This is a genomic window from Pseudoalteromonas sp. CH_XMU1449-3 (genome assembly GCF_037027245.1).
Classification (GTDB): Bacteria; Pseudomonadota; Gammaproteobacteria; order Enterobacterales; family Alteromonadaceae; genus Pseudoalteromonas; species Pseudoalteromonas shioyasakiensis.
This window is the reverse complement of record NZ_JAYMDY010000015.1, coordinates 68,341-86,191: the sequence shown is the minus strand read 5'-3', so window position 1 is coordinate 86,191 and position 17,851 is coordinate 68,341. Positions and strand designations below refer to the sequence as shown.

General features: G+C 41.2%; 15 protein-coding genes. 8 read left to right on the top strand and 7 right to left on the bottom strand.

Going from position 1 to position 17,851, the window contains the following annotated elements; all coding sequences use genetic code 11:
* The first annotated feature begins 5 nt into the window (after positions 1-5).
* Entirely contained in the window at positions 6-110 is a 105-nt protein-coding gene (locus WA256_RS16930; RefSeq protein WP_138602026.1) for an IS3 family transposase, read from the top strand.
* Between the two features lie 156 nt (positions 111-266).
* Here WA256_RS16930 and WA256_RS16925 read toward each other — a convergent pair whose 3' ends face one another.
* Positions 267-1,064: a M48 family metallopeptidase gene (locus WA256_RS16925; protein WP_054561706.1), complete on the bottom strand. Its 798-nt coding sequence runs from the start codon at positions 1,062-1,064 to the stop codon at positions 267-269.
* Positions 1,065-1,256: 192 nt separating this feature from the next.
* Between WA256_RS16925 and WA256_RS16920 the strand changes: the two genes are divergently transcribed.
* Entirely contained in the window at positions 1,257-2,447 is a 1,191-nt protein-coding gene (locus tag WA256_RS16920; protein ID WP_055022171.1) for a Bcr/CflA family efflux MFS transporter, read from the top strand.
* Between the two features lie 68 nt (positions 2,448-2,515).
* Here the strand turns inward: WA256_RS16920 and grpE are convergent, their stop codons facing one another.
* Entirely contained in the window at positions 2,516-3,124 is a 609-nt protein-coding gene (grpE, locus tag WA256_RS16915; RefSeq protein WP_335992690.1) for a nucleotide exchange factor GrpE, read from the bottom strand.
* Positions 3,125-3,182: 58 nt separating this feature from the next.
* Positions 3,183-4,127 (bottom strand): HrcA family transcriptional regulator, encoded by a 945-nt coding sequence (locus tag WA256_RS16910; protein WP_055022172.1) that lies wholly within the window; start codon positions 4,125-4,127, stop codon positions 3,183-3,185.
* A gap of 120 nt (positions 4,128-4,247) precedes the next feature.
* Between WA256_RS16910 and nadK the strand changes: the two genes are divergently transcribed.
* The 6 genes from nadK to WA256_RS16880 all read left to right on the top strand — a co-directional run bounded on the left by nadK (position 4,248) and on the right by WA256_RS16880 (position 10,615).
* Entirely contained in the window at positions 4,248-5,132 is an 885-nt protein-coding gene (nadK, locus tag WA256_RS16905; protein ID WP_054561709.1) for an NAD(+) kinase, read from the top strand.
* A 94-nt stretch (positions 5,133-5,226) separates the two neighbouring features.
* Positions 5,227-5,790: a hypothetical protein gene (locus WA256_RS16900; protein WP_063527477.1), complete on the top strand. Its 564-nt coding sequence runs from the start codon at positions 5,227-5,229 to the stop codon at positions 5,788-5,790.
* Between the two features lie 68 nt (positions 5,791-5,858).
* On the top strand, positions 5,859-7,532 hold the full coding sequence (gene recN, locus WA256_RS16895; protein ID WP_335992689.1) for a DNA repair protein RecN: 1,674 nt from the start codon (positions 5,859-5,861) through the stop codon (positions 7,530-7,532).
* A 47-nt stretch (positions 7,533-7,579) separates the two neighbouring features.
* Positions 7,580-7,978 carry a hypothetical protein gene (locus tag WA256_RS16890; protein ID WP_063529426.1) on the top strand — a complete coding sequence of 133 codons (399 nt, stop codon included), beginning with the start codon at positions 7,580-7,582 and terminating at the stop codon, positions 7,976-7,978.
* 66 nt (positions 7,979-8,044) lie between these two features.
* Positions 8,045-10,087, top strand: coding sequence for an ATP-binding protein (locus WA256_RS16885; protein WP_335992688.1), 2,043 nt, complete (start codon positions 8,045-8,047; stop codon positions 10,085-10,087).
* A gap of 66 nt (positions 10,088-10,153) precedes the next feature.
* The gene (locus WA256_RS16880; protein ID WP_335992687.1) at positions 10,154-10,615 is read left to right on the top strand and encodes a hypothetical protein; all 462 of its coding nucleotides are present in this window, start codon (positions 10,154-10,156) and stop codon (positions 10,613-10,615) included.
* Positions 10,616-10,637: 22 nt separating this feature from the next.
* On the opposite strand, the gene WA256_RS16875 is transcribed toward WA256_RS16880, so the two are convergent.
* The 4 genes from WA256_RS16875 to gltB form a co-directional block, all read right to left on the bottom strand.
* On the bottom strand, positions 10,638-11,330 hold the full coding sequence (locus WA256_RS16875) for a response regulator (protein ID WP_062564565.1): 693 nt from the start codon (positions 11,328-11,330) through the stop codon (positions 10,638-10,640).
* A 13-nt stretch (positions 11,331-11,343) separates the two neighbouring features.
* Entirely contained in the window at positions 11,344-11,556 is a 213-nt protein-coding gene (locus WA256_RS16870; protein WP_235575464.1) for a hypothetical protein, read from the bottom strand.
* A gap of 262 nt (positions 11,557-11,818) precedes the next feature.
* Complete coding sequence (locus WA256_RS16865; protein WP_058585227.1) at positions 11,819-13,234, bottom strand: FAD-dependent oxidoreductase; 1,416 nt, start codon at positions 13,232-13,234, stop codon at positions 11,819-11,821.
* Between the two features lie 9 nt (positions 13,235-13,243).
* Positions 13,244-17,701, bottom strand: a complete 4,458-nt coding sequence (gene gltB, locus WA256_RS16860) for a glutamate synthase large subunit (protein WP_062564567.1) — start codon at positions 17,699-17,701, stop codon at positions 13,244-13,246.
* Between the last annotated feature and the right edge of the window lie 150 nt (positions 17,702-17,851).

Sequence of the window (17,851 nt, the reverse complement as noted above, 5' to 3'; positions counted from 1 at the left end):
GTGAAATGACAACACAAACGTATTTTTATATTGAAAAATACTACAACTCAGTAAGAAGGCATGGCACCCTAGGGTATAAAAGTCCCATGCAGTACGAACAAGTTAATTAAACCCCGTGTCTACTTTATCGGGGTCAGATCAGAAAGCTGAAAGCTGAAAGCTGAAAGCTGAAAGCTGAAAGCTGAAAGCTGAAAGCTGAAAGCTGAAAAAATTAAAGCCTGTAGTCATCACTGAGTACAGGCTTTTTTAATTTCTATAGATACTCTTTACAGTTTACACTGTGGGGTTTTGCCTTTTGCTTTAGCAGCTTGTTGGGCTTTTAATGCATCCGACATATGCTTTTGTAGCTCTTTAATACGGTTACCTGGTGCTGGGTGAGTCGACATAAACTCTGGGGTACCGCTACTACCAGCTGCACTCATATTTTGCCAAAGCGACACTGATTGCTCTGGGTTAAACCCTGCTTTTGCCATTAAATCTAAGCCAACAATATCTGCTTCTGATTCATGTGAGCGGCTAAATGGCAAAACAACACCATACTGTGCGCCTAAGCCTAAGGCTTGCATTATTTCGCCGCGATATTGCACATTCCCCATATCAAGTGCTGCACCACCAACTTGCAGACCTGTTTGTAACAATGCATTTTGTGATACACGTTCATTAGAATGCTCAGCAATAACGTGTGCAACCTCGTGACCTAGTACCGTTGCCAGTTGGTCTTGATTTACAGCAACTTTTAATAAACCTGTATGAACGCCAATATAACCCCCCGGTAATGCAAATGCGTTTGCTGAATCTTCTTCAAACACTACTACTTCCCACGATTGCTTTGCATACTCGTTAGGTAAAACGGCAATAACATCATCAGCGATACACTTCACATAAGCATTGACGCCAGGATCGGTATTAACAGGCTGTGTTTTTTTCATTTCAGCAAAGCTTGCTTGACCCATTTGGCTCATTTGTTGGTCTGAATAAAGCGCGATTTGTGTACGCCCTGTTGGAGAGGTTTTACAGCCAGCTAAAACAGCGGTGGCTAACACTGCCATGATTAACTTTTTCATAATAGTCCTTCAAATACTTAGTGTAATTGTGGCTAATATAGCAAAGCATTGCTTAATTTTATATGAAAATGAACAATCACCCACTCAGTTGTTATCATTTAGTTAATTCTTTTACTTAGCAGGCAAACTAAGTTCACCACAGTGATTCACACTGCTACAATAGTGACCTAATGTTTGATGAATGAGTAAACAATGCCTTCCCCTGAGACTTTAAATAAACGCATTTTATTACCTTTACTGGCAAGTATTGTCGCGATTACGCCTTTAGCAATTGATTTATATTTACCGGCAATGTTGGTGATTGCCAACGACTTGCAAACTACCATGCCAAATGTGCAAATCTCGCTCAGTATTTATTTAGCGGGTTATGCCTTGGGTATGTTGTTTTTTGGTCCGATAGCCGATGAACTTGGTAGGCGATTACTCGCTAAGGTGGGTTTAGCGCTATTTGGCATCAGCTCATTAGCACTGGCATTTTGTACCAACATCGAATTATTTTGGTCTTTAAGAGCCGTGCAAGCATTCACAGGTGCCGCTGCGACAGTCGTAGTGCCAGGTATTATTCGCCACATTTACCGAGAGAACACTGCCAAAGGCATGTCTTATGTCTCGATGATTATGATGGTTGCCCCGTTAATTGCCCCTACTCTAGGCTCATTAATCATGGGAATTTCAACATGGCAGGTTATTTTCATTGCATTAGCTGCTTATAGCTTTGCCATTTTAGCTTTGGTGCAAATTCATTTAATCGATATTCCAATCTTTAAGAGTCAGCAACGTGGTTTGGCACTGTTCTTTAATAGTTATAAAACGGTATTTTCTCGTCGTAGTGCCCTTGCCGATATTGCCAGCTCAATGTTTGCCTCATTTGCATTCTTTTGCTTTTTAACATCGGTACCTTATGTATATCTCGATTTCTTCAAAGTAGATGAGCAATTGTTCGGTGTGTTATTCGCCTTTAACGTGCTGGCTTTAATGTTCGGTAACTTTATGAATACACGTTTAGTGCCGCGCTTAGGTTCTCGTAAACTGTTATTTATTGGGCTAGGTATTGGCTTTGTGTCTGGCGGGGCATTGTTGTTATTCAGTGTGATGCATTTATCGCTGTATTTTATCGTTGCTACCATCGCACCACTGATGATGAGCTTGGGTATTGTCGCGAGTAATGCAGACTCATTAATACTGATGCAATTTGAGGAAAAGTCAGGCACTGCAACAGCTGTTATTGGTACCCTGAGATTCGGCAGTGGCGCTTTAGTTGGGCCTATCCTTGCTTTTGTTCACCCACAAAGTGCGATTCCATTTTCTGCTATGATGTTCAGCGCACTGATACTGATCTTACTTGTACAGCTTTGGCATCGAAAACGATACCAATCGACTTAAATATTGAACACAATTGTAATAAAAAAAATGCCTGTAATTAACAGGCATTTTTTATATCTCTTTAAAGCTTATTCAGCTTCTTTCGATACCATAACCATTGCAGGGCGTAATAAACGGCCATTTAATGTATAACCTTTTTGCATTACTGCAAGAACAGTATTTGGCGCCACATCATTGCTTGGCTGAATTGACATTGCTTGATGGAATTCAGGGTTAAATTGTTCACCCTGTGGGTTAACAATTTCAACACCGAATTTTGATACCGCATCATTAAAGCTCTTAACAGTCATTTCGATACCTTCAAGCACAGGCTTAAGCTGCTCATTTTCTTTATCAGAAAACTCAATCGCACGCTCTAGGTTATCGATAACAGGTAGTAATTCGTTAGCAAACTTTTCAAGTGCAAACTTATGCGCTTTTTCTACATCTTGAGCGGCACGACGACGCATGTTCTCAACATCTGCAGCAGCACGAACAACACTGTCTTTTTGATCGTTGATCGTTTGTTTAGCCGCTTCTAATTCGCTGTGTAGTAGTGCGATTTCAGCTTCAGGGCTTATTTCTTCGCCGTCAACTTGTTCAGCCGCTTTTTCTGCAGCTTCTACTTCAGCTTGCATTTGTTCAAATTCTTCGTTTAGTTCAACTTCTTGCTCTGGTGATTTTGTCTGCTCAGACATAGCTTACATGCTCCAATTCTTTACAACTGCGGTAATTATGGGGATTGAATTAAAAGATTCAAGAGGCTGATGAGCCGATTAACTTAAATTCTTGGATGATTGCTTCTATTTGCGCTGATTTTGGACAAATTACACAAAATCGGCTCTGGTATTCATGGTTATTAAAATAAGGAACGCTGATCACCATCAACTCATTACAGTCTGTAAATGGCAATTGTTCTGTGTTTAACACTGATAACCCATTTTTAAATGCGAGTTTATCTTCAACAAAATTTAAAAACGATACACCAATGTTTAAACTGGTTTGGCAATCAACTTGGCGGTAAAGGTAGTTTTCACCTACCACAATACTGTTGTCTGAACCGAGTTTTTGACTTAATTGACGAGTCCATTGTGTTAAAGAGTCGTGGCAATTATGTGGTGCAGTGGCTGCCATGGCCTGCATACGATATAAGCCTTCCATTAAGGTTTGCTGGCTGAATACGGTATTAAGCCAAGTAGCAAACTGGTAACGAACGGCATCAGATGAGTCTTCAGGTTTGGTAATGCAAATGTTATGGCTTTGCCCTGCTCTATCGATGAGTAGAATAAGCCAATTGCTACCATCAAAATCAAGCACCTCTACTCGAAAGACCAGCTGTGAACTGACTTGAGGTAAGCCCACACAACAACACACCTTATAACGCTGACTCAAACCATGGGCGAGCTCAACTAATTGTGCTTGCTCGGGCTGCCAATATGTTGCAATTTCAGGCAGAGCAAAAAACTCAGTAAGCCAATAATCAAACCCGGCATTGGTAGGTACGCGGCCAGCAGAAGTATGTGGCGAATAAAGTAAGCCCACTTTTTCTAGCCGAGCCATAGCATTGCGTACTGTTGCCGAACATACCGCCATACCTTTTTGCTTGGCAATACGGGTAGAGGCAACAGGCTGACCTTCACCGTTACAGTAAAGGCTCATTACAGCTGAAAAAATTTGTTGGTCACGCGGATTTAATTTCATAATTTATACATCTTGGTACTTGCCAGTGGATATTTGGGCGCAGCAAGTTTATTTCAAGTTATTTTCAAAGCATTAGTTTTTAATGTAATCTAGCGATATGAAAGTTTAAGTGCAAATAACATGGATTCACCTTTTAAAACCATAGGTTTAATTGGCAAACCTAATCACAGCGGGGCAGCTGCCACACTTGCTCGCCTGCACACATTTTTGCGAGCCTTGGGTTTTGAAGTGCTAGTAGAGCAGCGCACTGGCCGCCAACTTGAAGATCTTCCCCGAGAGAACCTTGTTAAATTGGTTGATTTAGGTGAACGTGCAGACTTAGCCATAGTCGTCGGCGGTGATGGCAATATGCTTGGCGCAGCTCGAGTTTTAGCGCGTTTTGATGTTGCCGTAATTGGTGTAAACCGTGGTAATTTAGGCTTTTTAACTGATTTAAACCCAGAAGGTTTCGAAGCCAGCCTTGAACAAGTATTAAGTGGCCAGTTCCTCGAAGAAAAACGCTTCTTGCTTGAAGTTGAAGTATATCGCCATGCCGAACTCAAAAGTGCAAACTTGGCAGTGAATGAAGCAGTACTTCATGCCGATAAAGTTGCTCATATGATTGAGTTTGAGGCCTTTATTAACAACGATTTTGTATTCTCGCAACGCTCGGACGGTTTAATTGTTTCAACACCTACAGGCTCAACTGCTTATTCATTATCTGGTGGCGGGCCGATTTTGACGCCAGAGCTTAATGCGATTTCACTTGTGCCTATGTTCCCGCACACATTATCAAGCCGCCCTCTTGTGGTTGATGCTGATAACGAAGTGCGTTTAAAGCTCAGTCTTGAAAATACTGATAGCCTGCAAGTCAGTTGTGACAGCCATGTGGTTTTAGCTGTATTACCTGGCGATGAAGTGGTGATAAAAAAAGCAGATAAGCGTCTGCGCTTGATCCACCCTAAAGAATACTCTTACTACAATGTATTAAGAAAAAAATTAAACTGGGGAAGCCGCTTATTTTAAGCGGCTTTTTTATCTCAATTGATTGCCAAGGCACATTGAATAGCGCAAAATAATCAAACTTAATGCTGTATTATTTTAAGGATTCTAAGGCGAAATGAGCTATATCGTTTTTCTTGCTCTGTTATTACTGATCACCTTGCTAGGTTGTTACTGGATGGTTGAGAGCAACCGTCGCAAGGCTATTGAAGCTGAAAAAAAACGTTTTAATCAACGAGTAAAAGAAATCAATAATGATTTTAAAGATAAGTTAATTGATTTCAGCGAGAGTAAAATCATTCGTCCGAAGAACATCTCGCGTTTGAGCATGATCACTAGCAATTACTTTGTTGTGCAAGCCCATAACGAAGAAAACCTCACATATCTTGAATACATTAGTGATTTACTGCTTAACACAATCATTATGGAAGCCAGTAAAGCACAAAGCCCAGAACAGATTGATCAGCTTGCAGACAGATTACAGTATTTCATGGCTGAATTACCTTATAATGGTATTGAATATAACAAAGCGTTTTACCAAGAGTCCCTTCCATCACTCATTGAAGTAATTAAATATCAGCCTCCAGCCGATTTACAAGACGATCAGCCGCCAGCCCAGAGCACACAAGCGTCAGATGATTCCGCACCAGAAAATCAATTGTCAGAATTAAGCAAAGCTTAAAAATTTAATTTGCAAAACCCGAAAACACTGTATAAATTAACAGTTAATTAGCTGGATGGATAAACAGTATGTTAATCGGGTTAGAAATTAAAAACTTTGCCATTGTAAGTAATTTAAGTACTGAGTGGCACAATGGTATGACAGCCATTACAGGTGAAACAGGTGCGGGTAAATCAATTGCAATTGATGCCCTCTCTTTATGTTTAGGTGAACGCGCTGATGCTGGTGCCGTTCGCCCTGGTACTGATCGTGCAGAAATATGCGCACAATTTGATATTAGCCAACTCCCTCTTGCCCAACACTTTTTAGAGCAACATTTACTTTCAAACAACGAAGGCGAATGTTTACTACGCCGTGTTATTTGCAAAAACGGCCGTAGCAAAAGCTATATTAATGGCAGCTCAGTTACCGCTGCACAGTTAAAAGAGTTAGGTCAGTACTTAATTTCTATTCACGGGCAACATGCCCATCAGCATTTATTAAAAGCTGAACACCAGCTGCATCTGCTTGATGCCTATGCTGGCCACAATCAGTTATTAGCTGATGTTAAAGAGCGCTTTAAAACCTATCAAACCTTACTCAAAGAATTTAACCAGCTTGAACAACAACAGCAGCAACAGGCAGCTCAAAAGCAATTACTTGAGTATCAAGTAGCTGAACTTGATGAATTTGCTCTTCAACCGGGTGAATTTGAAGAGATTGAAGCTGAGCATCATAAACTAAGCCATAGCCAGACTATTTTAGAGTCATGCCAACGTGAGCTACAACACTTATACGAAAGTGATGAGCAAAGTGCGTGTTCATTATTGCAACATAGTGCTCAACAATTTGCAGAACTAGCAAGCTACGATGAGAGCTTATCTAGCATAGCATCACTACTGAGTGAAGCTGCCGTTCAAGTTGAAGAAGCAAGCCGCGAGATACGCAGCTATGTTGATGTTACCGACTTAGACCCAGCACGCTTAGACGAAGTTGAAACTCGTTTAACAGGTGCTATGGATCTTGCTCGTAAACATCACATAAAGCCAGAAGAGCTTGTTGAGTTTCACCAGTCAATCTCTGAAGAATTAGCATCAATTAGTTATAACAGTGACCGCCTTGTGGCACTTGAAAGCGAAATCAGCGATGCCCTTGAGCAGTACAAACAAGCAGCTCAACTATTAAGTGAAAGCCGCCATAGTTATGCAGATACGCTTAATCAGTTAATTAGTGATAGCATGGCGAATTTATCGATGGAAAACGGCAAGTTTGCTATTGATATTCAACAAGCTAGCGATAAAGCACCAAGTGCAATGGGTTTTGATACTGTGTCGTTTTTAGTATCGACCAACCCAGGTCAACCAATGCAAGCACTGTCTAAAGTGGCCTCTGGTGGTGAATTATCTCGCATTAGTTTAGCTATTCAGGTCATTATTGCTCAGCGTGTTACAACGCCGACCCTCATTTTCGATGAAGTTGATGTGGGTATTTCAGGCCCTACCGCCTCTGCAGTCGGTAAGCTATTACGCCAGCTAGGTAAATCGACCCAAGTTATTTGTGTAACTCACTTGCCACAAGTTGCAAGTTCTGGGCATCAGCAATTTTTTGTAGCCAAAGAAATTGCAAACGGCGAAACCTTTACGCAAATGAATAAACTTTCAAAAGATGGCCGTATCGATGAAATTGCCCGACTACTCGCTGGCGACAACATCAGTAAAATGGCAAGAGCGAATGCCAAAGAGCTTATTAGCGCACATGCATAAGTTAATAGTTAATACTGTTGAGAGTTTAAGTTGGTTAGAGTTTAGAAATGAATATTAAAAATATGGGTACCGCTTTAGTGCTTGGCTTGATTGCACTGAGTTCAAGCCACTCACAGGGTTCAACAGCTGATTCAGCTTATCAAGGTGCGCAATTAATCGTTATTTTATTTGAATGTATTTTAATTGCCCTCCCGACTACCGCATTTTTGTTGGTTATTTGGAGTCGTTGGAAGCATTTACGCTTTAAGCAGTTACTACAAACTGTGTTAAATTCATCTTTAGTATTAATGTTAATTAGCATGCTAGCTGTTAATCAATTAACACGCGACTTTTCGTCATGGTTAATTGTATTAGCAATCGGCCATACATTACTTGTTGGTATAAGTTATTTATTGCTTAAACAACACACTAATAGAGTTAAAAGCTCTCTGACAGGCTGTTGGTAGCCGCTCCATAATTTGCACACATTTGCTGGTTAGTATAAGAACACATTAAGCTTATTCTAACCACAAATGAAATACTCTTTACTTATCGCTACGTGTTTACTGTCTTTTTCGTCTGTAGCAACCTCACTGCCCAGCTCTCTATTAAATCAAGTCACTGACCTTGAGAACCAAGGCAAGCTCAGTGAAGCACTCACTATTCTTGAGCAATACAAAGATAATAACACCGCTATATCGCCCCCCGAAATTGCTATGGCACAAGCGCCTCTTTTACGTAAACAAGGTCATTATAACGAGGCGATAGAACTGCTATCGCCATTACAAAAGCTTGCTAGTTTGAGTAAAAAAGACCAATACCACATTCAAAAAGAGCTAGGGATCAACTACCGTCGCCAAGTAAAAACAATAGAAGCAAAAAATCATTATATGGCAGCCTTAGCACTTGCAAATGAGCTTGAAGACAAAAACCTACAAGCACAAAGCCATAGCAATTTAGGTTCACTATACGACACGCTTAATGATCTTGAACAATCAATGCATCATCAAGTAAAAGCACAAGCGTTATTAGAAAATAGCGATAATTATGAACTAGTTGCCACTAACTTTTATAACTTAGCAAACCTTGCTCACAGGCTTGATGATCTCTCGCAATCTGAGTACTTCTATAAAAAAGCACTCGAGTTTGATATTAAAACCAACAACCAAATGAATATTGCAGATACCAGCTTACAACTTGCCAAGCTGGTGTATAAACGAGGCGATTTAGAGCAGGCTCTTCCCTTATTAAATAATGCCTATACCCGTTTAGCCGATATCAATGCCTATGAAAATATGGCGACGGCGAAGCATACGCTGATGCAATTGTATTTGAAAATTGGCAACCAGCATATGGCATTGAGTAGTGCAGAGTCTGGGCTCAACGCAGCGCTTAAATCTGGCTCTGCTTTAAGTAAAATTTACTCTTACTTTAACTTAATTGAATTACATTTAGCACTTAAAAACCCTGAGCTAATTGGTCTCTATTTAAGTCGAACAAAAGAGTTATTAACTGATATCAATAACCGCTTATTGAATCAAAAACAGCACGGCTATACCGCAATTTATGCTGAACTTATCGGTGATTACAAGCTTGCAGCTGAGCAGCTAAAGCTTGAAAATAAACTGGCCGAGTCTTTATTTGAAGAACATTTAAATAAAGCCGTCGAAAAAAATAAAAAGCAATTAACAGCAATCGAGCAACAGCAACGTATTGATGATGAAATTCAAAAAAACAAACTCGCAACTGCACAAATGAATAACCAGCGACTAGAAAAACAAATTTGGTTGTTATCTGCTGGTATTGTTTTGTTGTTTAGTACCCTTGCGCTAGTACTCTATTATTTCAAGCATCGAAAAGCGTTATTTAAAGCCAAGCTTTATCAATATAACTTAATTGAAAAAGACAAAATGCTTGCTGATATCTCTCATGAATTACGCACCCCACTGAGTGTATTAAAACTGCATATAGAAGCGCTTGAGCTCGATATTCAAGAGAACCGCGATCTCGCCTACAGCAAAATTAATGGCAAGATAGCGCAACTTAATAACTTAATTTCAGATGTGTACCAGTTATCTCAAGCTGAAAACAAAACCCTGACATTGAACCTTCACCAATATAATGCCGCGCAAATTTTTGCTGAATACGAGCAAGACATGCGCCGTTATGTTTGCAGTCATCAGCTCACATTTTTTGCTGATATTGTTATTGCTGATGATGTTGAGATCACGGTAGATAAACAAAAGCTCGACCAAATCCTCAACAATATTTTTACTAATGCGTGTCTATACACAGACACCCCAGGCCATGTCCGCCTTAAAGTTCGGGCCAACAAGCATGAACTATTTATTCAAGTCGATGATACTTCTCCCGGTGTCGGTAAAGCTCATATAGGCAAACTTTTTGACCGATTATATCGTGTTGAAGAGTCTCGTAGCCGTGCATCGGGGGGGTCTGGTTTAGGGTTATCAATTTGTCAGAGTTTTGTTGAGTTGATGTCAGGTAATATTAACGCGTTACCAGGTAAGTCAGGTGGCTTATGTATCAGAATATTACTGCCTTTAGGCAATAAATAAGCCTCTCCATTTTTCCACCACATTTTATTGCTTAAATAGCACTATAAACTACTGTGGAATGGAACCATGTCAGAGTCATTAAAGCACGCTCAATGGGCAAAATCTGTTGAGCGTAAACACCGCCAAAGCAAAGTTAAAAAAACCAAAAAGTCGCCACTGCCAATTTACGCGGCCCTTGCCAGCATAATGTTAAGTGCAGGACTCTATTATGCAAGCTACGAAAAGCCAATAGAGTACCCTCCACTATCTGAAGCTGCTAAACAACGTATTTCTCAGTTCTTTGCAAAGCAATTCTTAATGGGCCAGTGGCGCTTAAATCAAATAAAGTACTCTACTAATGCGATTCAGGTTTATGTACAAACGCCTACTGCGATAGCCCTTGAAGGTGAGGCGTTAAATCAATATTTACATTATGCGTTGTGCCCTAGTCCTAGCAAACGCATTTGGCAAGATATTCAAGCAAGAGAATTATCAGTGTATGTGTTCAGCCATTCTATTCGAAAAGGTGAACGTACAGTGTGTAATTGATATGAAAGCGATGAACGCCAAATCAATCGATTTGACGTTCATCATAGCGATAGCCTGCACCGTAAACGGAAGCGACTATCTTAGGAGAGAACTGTAAATTCTTTAGTTTTTTGCGAATATTTTTGATATGACTGTCAATTACGCGGTCGGTAATATCAAAGTTATTGGGTTGGATATGATCAAGTATCTGCTGTCTTGAAAAAACGCGCTTAGGAGCTTTGTACAAAAGCTTAAATACGTCAAATTCCACTTTAGTTAAACCCAAAGACACGCCTTTAATCTCAACTTCAAGCGCATCTTCGTTTAAACAAATAGTAGCTGGCGTTTCAACAATTTCATTGCGACTAGATACTGGCGCACAGCGCCTTAAAATAGCTTTAACACGCATCACCAGCTCTGCACCGCTAAAAGGTTTACAGACATAGTCATCAGCGCCATGTTCTAGCCCTTTCAACCTATCAGCCTCTTCGACTTTAGCGGTTACCATAATAATAGGCACCATAGAAAAAGCGCGGATCTGCTTCATGCATTCCACGCCATCTAAATTGGGCAACATTACATCTAGAATTATTGCATCCGGATTATTTTCTTTAACCCACGACACCACAGCACTGCCATCAGTGATGTGGTGAGTAGTAAAGCCAGATGCATTGAAGAACAACAGCACTTGTTCTGCAATATCTAAGTCGTCTTCAACGACTAATATCTGCGGCATTTTTATTTCCGTTTTATATTTTTTTTATTGTTTTTAGTTGTTGCTTCACCATCGCTTTAAGGGCGTCTGATAAGGTCTCATCTAGTAAAACCATAGTCAGAATATCGTGCAGGTCTTCACTATTCATGACCTCATTGAGTAAATCATTTTCAGATTTTGAACTTGGCTGAAAAAAGCTTAACTGCTCGTTATTTGTGTGTTCGCAAAACATTTTCTTTTTATCCATGTTGTTAGCATCAAATATTCAGATGGGCTTCTGCCTCTAATAAACATTAAAACGCAACAATATGGAGCAAATATGGAGTTAATACGAAATAATGAATTTTTTCTATTTAACTGTAAAATTCATTCGTAGATTGTAGGTAATAAGCGTTATTTTTTCATTATTTTTCTGAATCTTGATTTGATTCTCAAAACAGCTAAAAAATAGGCAATAAAAAAGCAAGCTCGGTAGCTTGCTTTTAAAAATGTTGAATGGCGCTTTAGAATTAAACGTCTAAGTAATCCATAATCCCTTCAGCGGCATTTCGGCCTTCGAAAATAGCCGTTACCACTAAATCTGAGCCGCGGACAATATCGCCGCCAGCAAAGATTTTAGGATTGGTTGTTTGGTGAGTAAATTCACCTTTTTCTGGTGCATTGATACCACCCCAATGATTGATTTCAACACCGTACGGTTCTAACCAATCCATTTTATGAGGTTTAAAACCAAACGCCATGAGCACCTTGGTTGCTTCAATAACATGCTCAGAACCTGCTACTTCTTCAGCACGACGACGACCATTTTCGTCCGGCTCACCAAGTTGCGTTTTCACCATCTTAACGCCAGCAACTTTCCCTTGCTCGTCAACCACAATGCCTTTAGGTTGAACATTAAAGGTAAATTCTACGCCCTCTTCACGGGCATTTTTAACTTCGCGCTTTGAGCCTGGCATGTTTTCTTCGTCACGACGATACGCACAGGTTACTTTTGCAGCACCTTGTCGAATAGAGGTTCTCACACAGTCCATTGCTGTATCACCACCGCCTAACACGACGACTTTCTCGTTCGCCATATCGATATAAGCTTGCTTATCTTCTGCATAGCCCATAACACGGTTTGTGTTACCAATTAAGAACGGCAGTGCATCAAACACACCATCAGCATCTTCGTTTTCAAGGCCTGCACGCATACTTTGATAGGTACCAACACCTAAGAATACGGCATCATATTCAGCGAGTATTTCATCAAGAGTAATATCAACGCCAACTTCAGTGTTTAGCTGAAACTCGACACCCATTTCAGTGAAAATTTCACGACGCTTTTGCATTACTTCTTTTTCAAGTTTGAATGAAGGAATACCAAACGTAAGAAGACCACCGATTTCTGGGTGACGGTCAAACACCACAGGCTTAACACCGTTACGTACTAAAATATCCGCACAACCTAAGCCAGCTGGACCTGCACCAATGATAGCCACTTTTTTGTCAGACCATACCACATACGACATATCTGGTTTCCAGCCCATTTTAAATGCCGTATCTGTGATGTACTTTTCGATATTACCGATAGTGACAGCACCAAACTCTTCTTCAAGTGTGCAAGAGCCTTCACATAAGCGATCTTGTGGACAAACTCGTCCACACACCTCCGGTAAGCTATTTGTACGGTGAGACAGCTCTGCCGCTTCTAAAATACGGCCAGTACGAATGAGCTTTAACCATTGTGGAATATAGTTATGTACTGGGCATTTCCATTCACAGTACGGGTTACCACAATCTAAACAGCGATCCGCCTGTGAGTTAACTTGTGTCTCAGAAAACGGCTCGTAGATTTCTACGAAAGATTGTTTACGTGCTGAAATTGGCTTTTTACGCGGATCAACACGTTGTACATCGATAAACTGGTATACATTTTCGCTCATACTACCCCCTTACTGAGCCTGAACACGAAGCTCTGCGCTGCTGCGCGCTCGGTGTCCGAGTAAACTTTTTACATCACTAGATTTTGGCTTAACTAATTTAAACATAGGCATGTATAAATCGAAGTTAGCTAAAATCTGCTCAGCGCGGTTTGAGCCTGTAAGCTCTAAATGCTCAGCAATGAGTCCGCGTAAATGTTCTTGGTGTGACGCCAACCCTTCAAGGGTAACAATTTCAACAAGCTCAGGGTTAATGCGTTTTTCAAAGTCATTGCCTTCATCAAGAATATAAGCAAATCCCCCTGTCATACCTGCACCAAAGTTGATACCCACTTTGCCAAGTACGCAAACCACACCACCTGTCATGTATTCACAGCCGTTGTCACCAACACCTTCTACAACCGCTTGTACGCCTGAGTTACGCACTGCAAAACGCTCACCGGCGCAGCCTGCAGCAAATAATTTACCGCCCGTTGCACCATATAAACAGGTATTACCGGCAATGGTTGCTTTGTGGCTTTCGAATGATGAACCCAGCGGTGGGCGAATTACTAGCTTACCGCCAGCCATGCCTTTACCAACATAGTCATTAGCATCACCAACGAGTGTCATTTCAAGGCCACCAGCATTCCACACACCGAATGATTGACCCGCTGTACCATGAAGCTCAATAGAGACAGGATCAGCAGCCATACCTTGGTTACCATGTTTAGAAGCGATATAGCCAGACAACATAGCGCCCACTGAGCGGTCTGTATTGCAAATACGGTTAACCAGCGAGATACCCGATTTTTCATCGATTGCTTGCTTGGCTTTTTCAAGCAAGGTTTCATTTAGCTGACCTAAGTAGTGTGAGCTATTTGGCGCACTACAATACAAGGTTTCACCCGTAGGGTTGTTAGGCACAGCAATCACAGACGACAGATCTACTTTCTTTTGTTTCTCTGTGTTGCCTTCAATTGCTTCAAGTAAGTCCAAACGACCAATTAAATCAGTTAAACGAGTTACACCTAAGCTTGCCATAATTTGGCGTGCTTCTTCGGCTATAAACTTGAAGTAGTTCATCGCCATTTCTGGCAGGCCATGATAATGCTTTTGGCGCAGCGTATCGTCTTGCGTTGCAACACCGGTCGCACAGTTATTTAAGTGACAAATACGCAAGTATTTACAACCTAGTGCCACCATAGGGCCAGTACCAAAGCCAAAGCTTTCAGCACCTAAAATAGCCGCCTTAATGATATCTAAACCCGTTTTCAGACCACCATCTGTTTGTAGGCGAATACGGTGACGTAAACCATTTTCTACCAGCGCTTGCTGGGTTTCAGCAAGACCAAGCTCCCAAGGGCTACCTGCATACTTAACAGAAGTAAGCGGGCTTGCACCTGTGCCACCGTCATAACCAGCAATGGTAATTAAATCTGCATAGGCTTTAGCTACGCCAGTTGCGATAGTACCTACACCCGGCTCAGAAACGAGTTTCACCGAGATCAGTGCATCTGGGTTTACTTGTTTTAAATCGAAAATAAGCTGGGCTAAATCTTCAATCGAGTAAATATCGTGATGCGGCGGAGGCGAAATCAAGGTCACACCTGGCACTGAGTAACGTAATTTTGCAATATACGGCGTTACTTTTTCACCCGGTAATTGACCACCCTCACCTGGTTTTGCACCTTGCGCCACTTTAATTTGAATGACATCAGCGCTACGTAAGTAATGTGGTGTTACACCAAAACGGCCCGAAGCAACTTGCTTAATACGTGAGTTTTTCTCTGTACCGTAGCGAAGCTTGTCTTCACCACCTTCACCAGAGTTTGAACAACCACCTAAGCGGTTCATTGCAATCGCGAGTGCTTCATGCGCTTCTGGCGATAATGCACCAATACTCATTGCTGCTGAGTCAAAACGTTTGTACAGCTCAGTTGCTGGCTCTACGTCATCAACACTCACACCTGTATCAGGAATTTTCACCGCCAGCATGTCACGTAAATTGGTTATCGGGCGGTTATTTACTAAATCAGCATAAGCCAAATAGTCTTTATAATCTCCAGAGCGCACTGCTTTTTGTAGTGTTTGAATAACATCTGGGTTATAAGCATGGTACTCACCACCGTGAACATATTTTAGTAAGCCACCATGGCTTAATAACTTACGTTTACTAAATGCCAACTTATGAAGTTTACGTTGATCATCATCAAAATCAGTGAAACACGCCCCTTTAATACGACTAGCTACACCGTTAAAACAAGTTTCTACAACCGCATCTGATAAACCAACTGCCTCAAATAACATTGAGCAGCGGTACGAAGCGACAGTACTGATACCCATTTTCGACATAATTTTATACAGACCCTTATTAATCGCATTACGATAAGCAAGCGTTACTTCGCAATAGCTTTTGTTCAGGGTCTTTTTGTCGCTCATTGCAACTAATGATTCATAAGCAAGGTACGGATAAATTGCCGTTGCACCAAAACCAAGTAATACCGCAAATTGATGCGCATCACGGACACTGCCTGATTCGATGATGATATTAGATTCACAACGTAAATTATTATCGACTAAACGCTTTTGAATTGAACCAACCGCCATCGCAGCCGGGATCGGCAAATGCGTTTCGCTAAAGTTACGATCACTTAAAATAAGCATGACACAGCCTGACGCTGCTTTTTCTTGTGCTTCATCACAAATACGTGTGATTGCGTTTTCTAAGCCTTCTTCTAGTGTGTAAGTGATATCAATTTTACAGTAGCTGTAATGCTCATCGTCAGCATTGATCAACTGTTGCATATCAGCATACATCAAAATCGGCGTATCAAACTGTAAACGCTTAGCATGGCCGGTTGTTTCGTTAAATACGTTTTGCTCACTACCAATACAGGTTGCCAGTGACATAACGTGATTTTCACGAAGCGGATCAATTGGTGGGTTCGTTACTTGCGCAAATTTCTGTCGGAAGTAATCGAACAGTGAACGATGACCCTCTGACAGTACCGCAAATGGCGTGTCATCACCCATTGAACCTGTTGCTTCTTGACCATTTTCACCCATAACACGAATCACGCTATCAAGCTCTTCGTTGGTGTAGCCAAACATTTTTTGATACTTAAGCAGTGTTTCGTCATCAAAAGAACGGTTACCCGCATCTTTTTCAGATAACTGTTCAAATGGCGTTAAACGCTTAACGTTTGCTTCAAGCCATGCTTTATATGGATGGCGTGACTTAAGATCTTGGTCAATCTCATCTGAATGCCAAATTTTACCTTGATGAGTATCAATAACTAATAACTCACCAGGGCCAACACGGCCTTTCTCAACCACTTCGTCTGGCGCGTAGTCCCAAATACCTACTTCTGAGGCAAGGGTAATAAAACCATCTTGAGTTATTACATAGCGCGCAGGGCGTAAACCGTTACGGTCAAGGTTACAAGCTGCAAAACGACCGTCAGACATTACAATACCAGCAGGGCCATCCCATGGTTCCATATGCATTGAGTTAAAGTCGTAGAATGCACGAAGGTCATCATCCATAGCACGGTTTTTTTGCCATGCTGGCGGCACAAGCATACGCATTGCACGGAATAAATCCATGCCACCGGCTAAGAACAATTCAAGCATATTATCTAAGCTAGAAGAGTCTGAGCCGCTTTCATTAACGAATGGTGCTGCTGATTGCAAATCAGGAATAAGTGGTGAGGCAAACTTATACGCACGGGCACGGGCCCATTGGCGGTTACCTTGAATCGTATTAATTTCACCATTATGCGCTAAATAGCGGAATGGTTGCGCCAGTGGCCAACGAGGTTGTGTATTAGTAGAGAAACGTTGGTGGAATACACAAATCGCACTGGTCATGCGAATGTCAGCTAGGTCTAAATAAAAGTTAGGTAAGTCTACAGGCATCATTAAGCCTTTATAGACAGTAACTAAACCAGATAAGCTGGCAATATAAAAATGTTCATCGTTTTCGAGGCGTTTTTCAGCACGACGACGCGCTACATATAAACGACGTTCTAAATCTTTTGGACGCCAGCCTTCTGGTGCGCTTACAAAAATTTGTTCAAAGCCTGGTAGTTGTTTTTTTGCAATTGGCCCTAAACATGACGCATCAGTCGGTACTACGCGCCAGCCTTGAATGCTCAAGGTTTCTTTTTCGAGTTCTTCACTCAACACATCTTTAGCTGTTTGCGCAAGTACAGGATCAGCATTTAGAAATACCATGCCAACGGCGTAGTTCTTTCCTAGATGCCAATCATGTTCGCTGGCAATAGCGCGAAAGAAACTATCAGGTTTTTGCATTAATAAACCACAGCCATCACCTGTTTTACCATCAGCAGAAATACCCCCACGGTGTTCCATGCGATCTAAGCCAGTGATTGCTGTTCGAATCAAGCGGTGACTCGCCTGACCATTGACCTGGGCTATTAAGCCAAAGCCACAATTATCTTTTTCTAATTTTGAGTCGTATAACATAGACCCCTCCCCTTGCTACAACGACTAGCGGTTCAGTCTTTTGTGACAGTGCTAGCAGACGAACAAAACTATCGCCAAATACCTCATGAGTCAATAGAGTTTTGAATACATATTCATATTCATGAATATTTCTCACTTAAGGCACTTTTT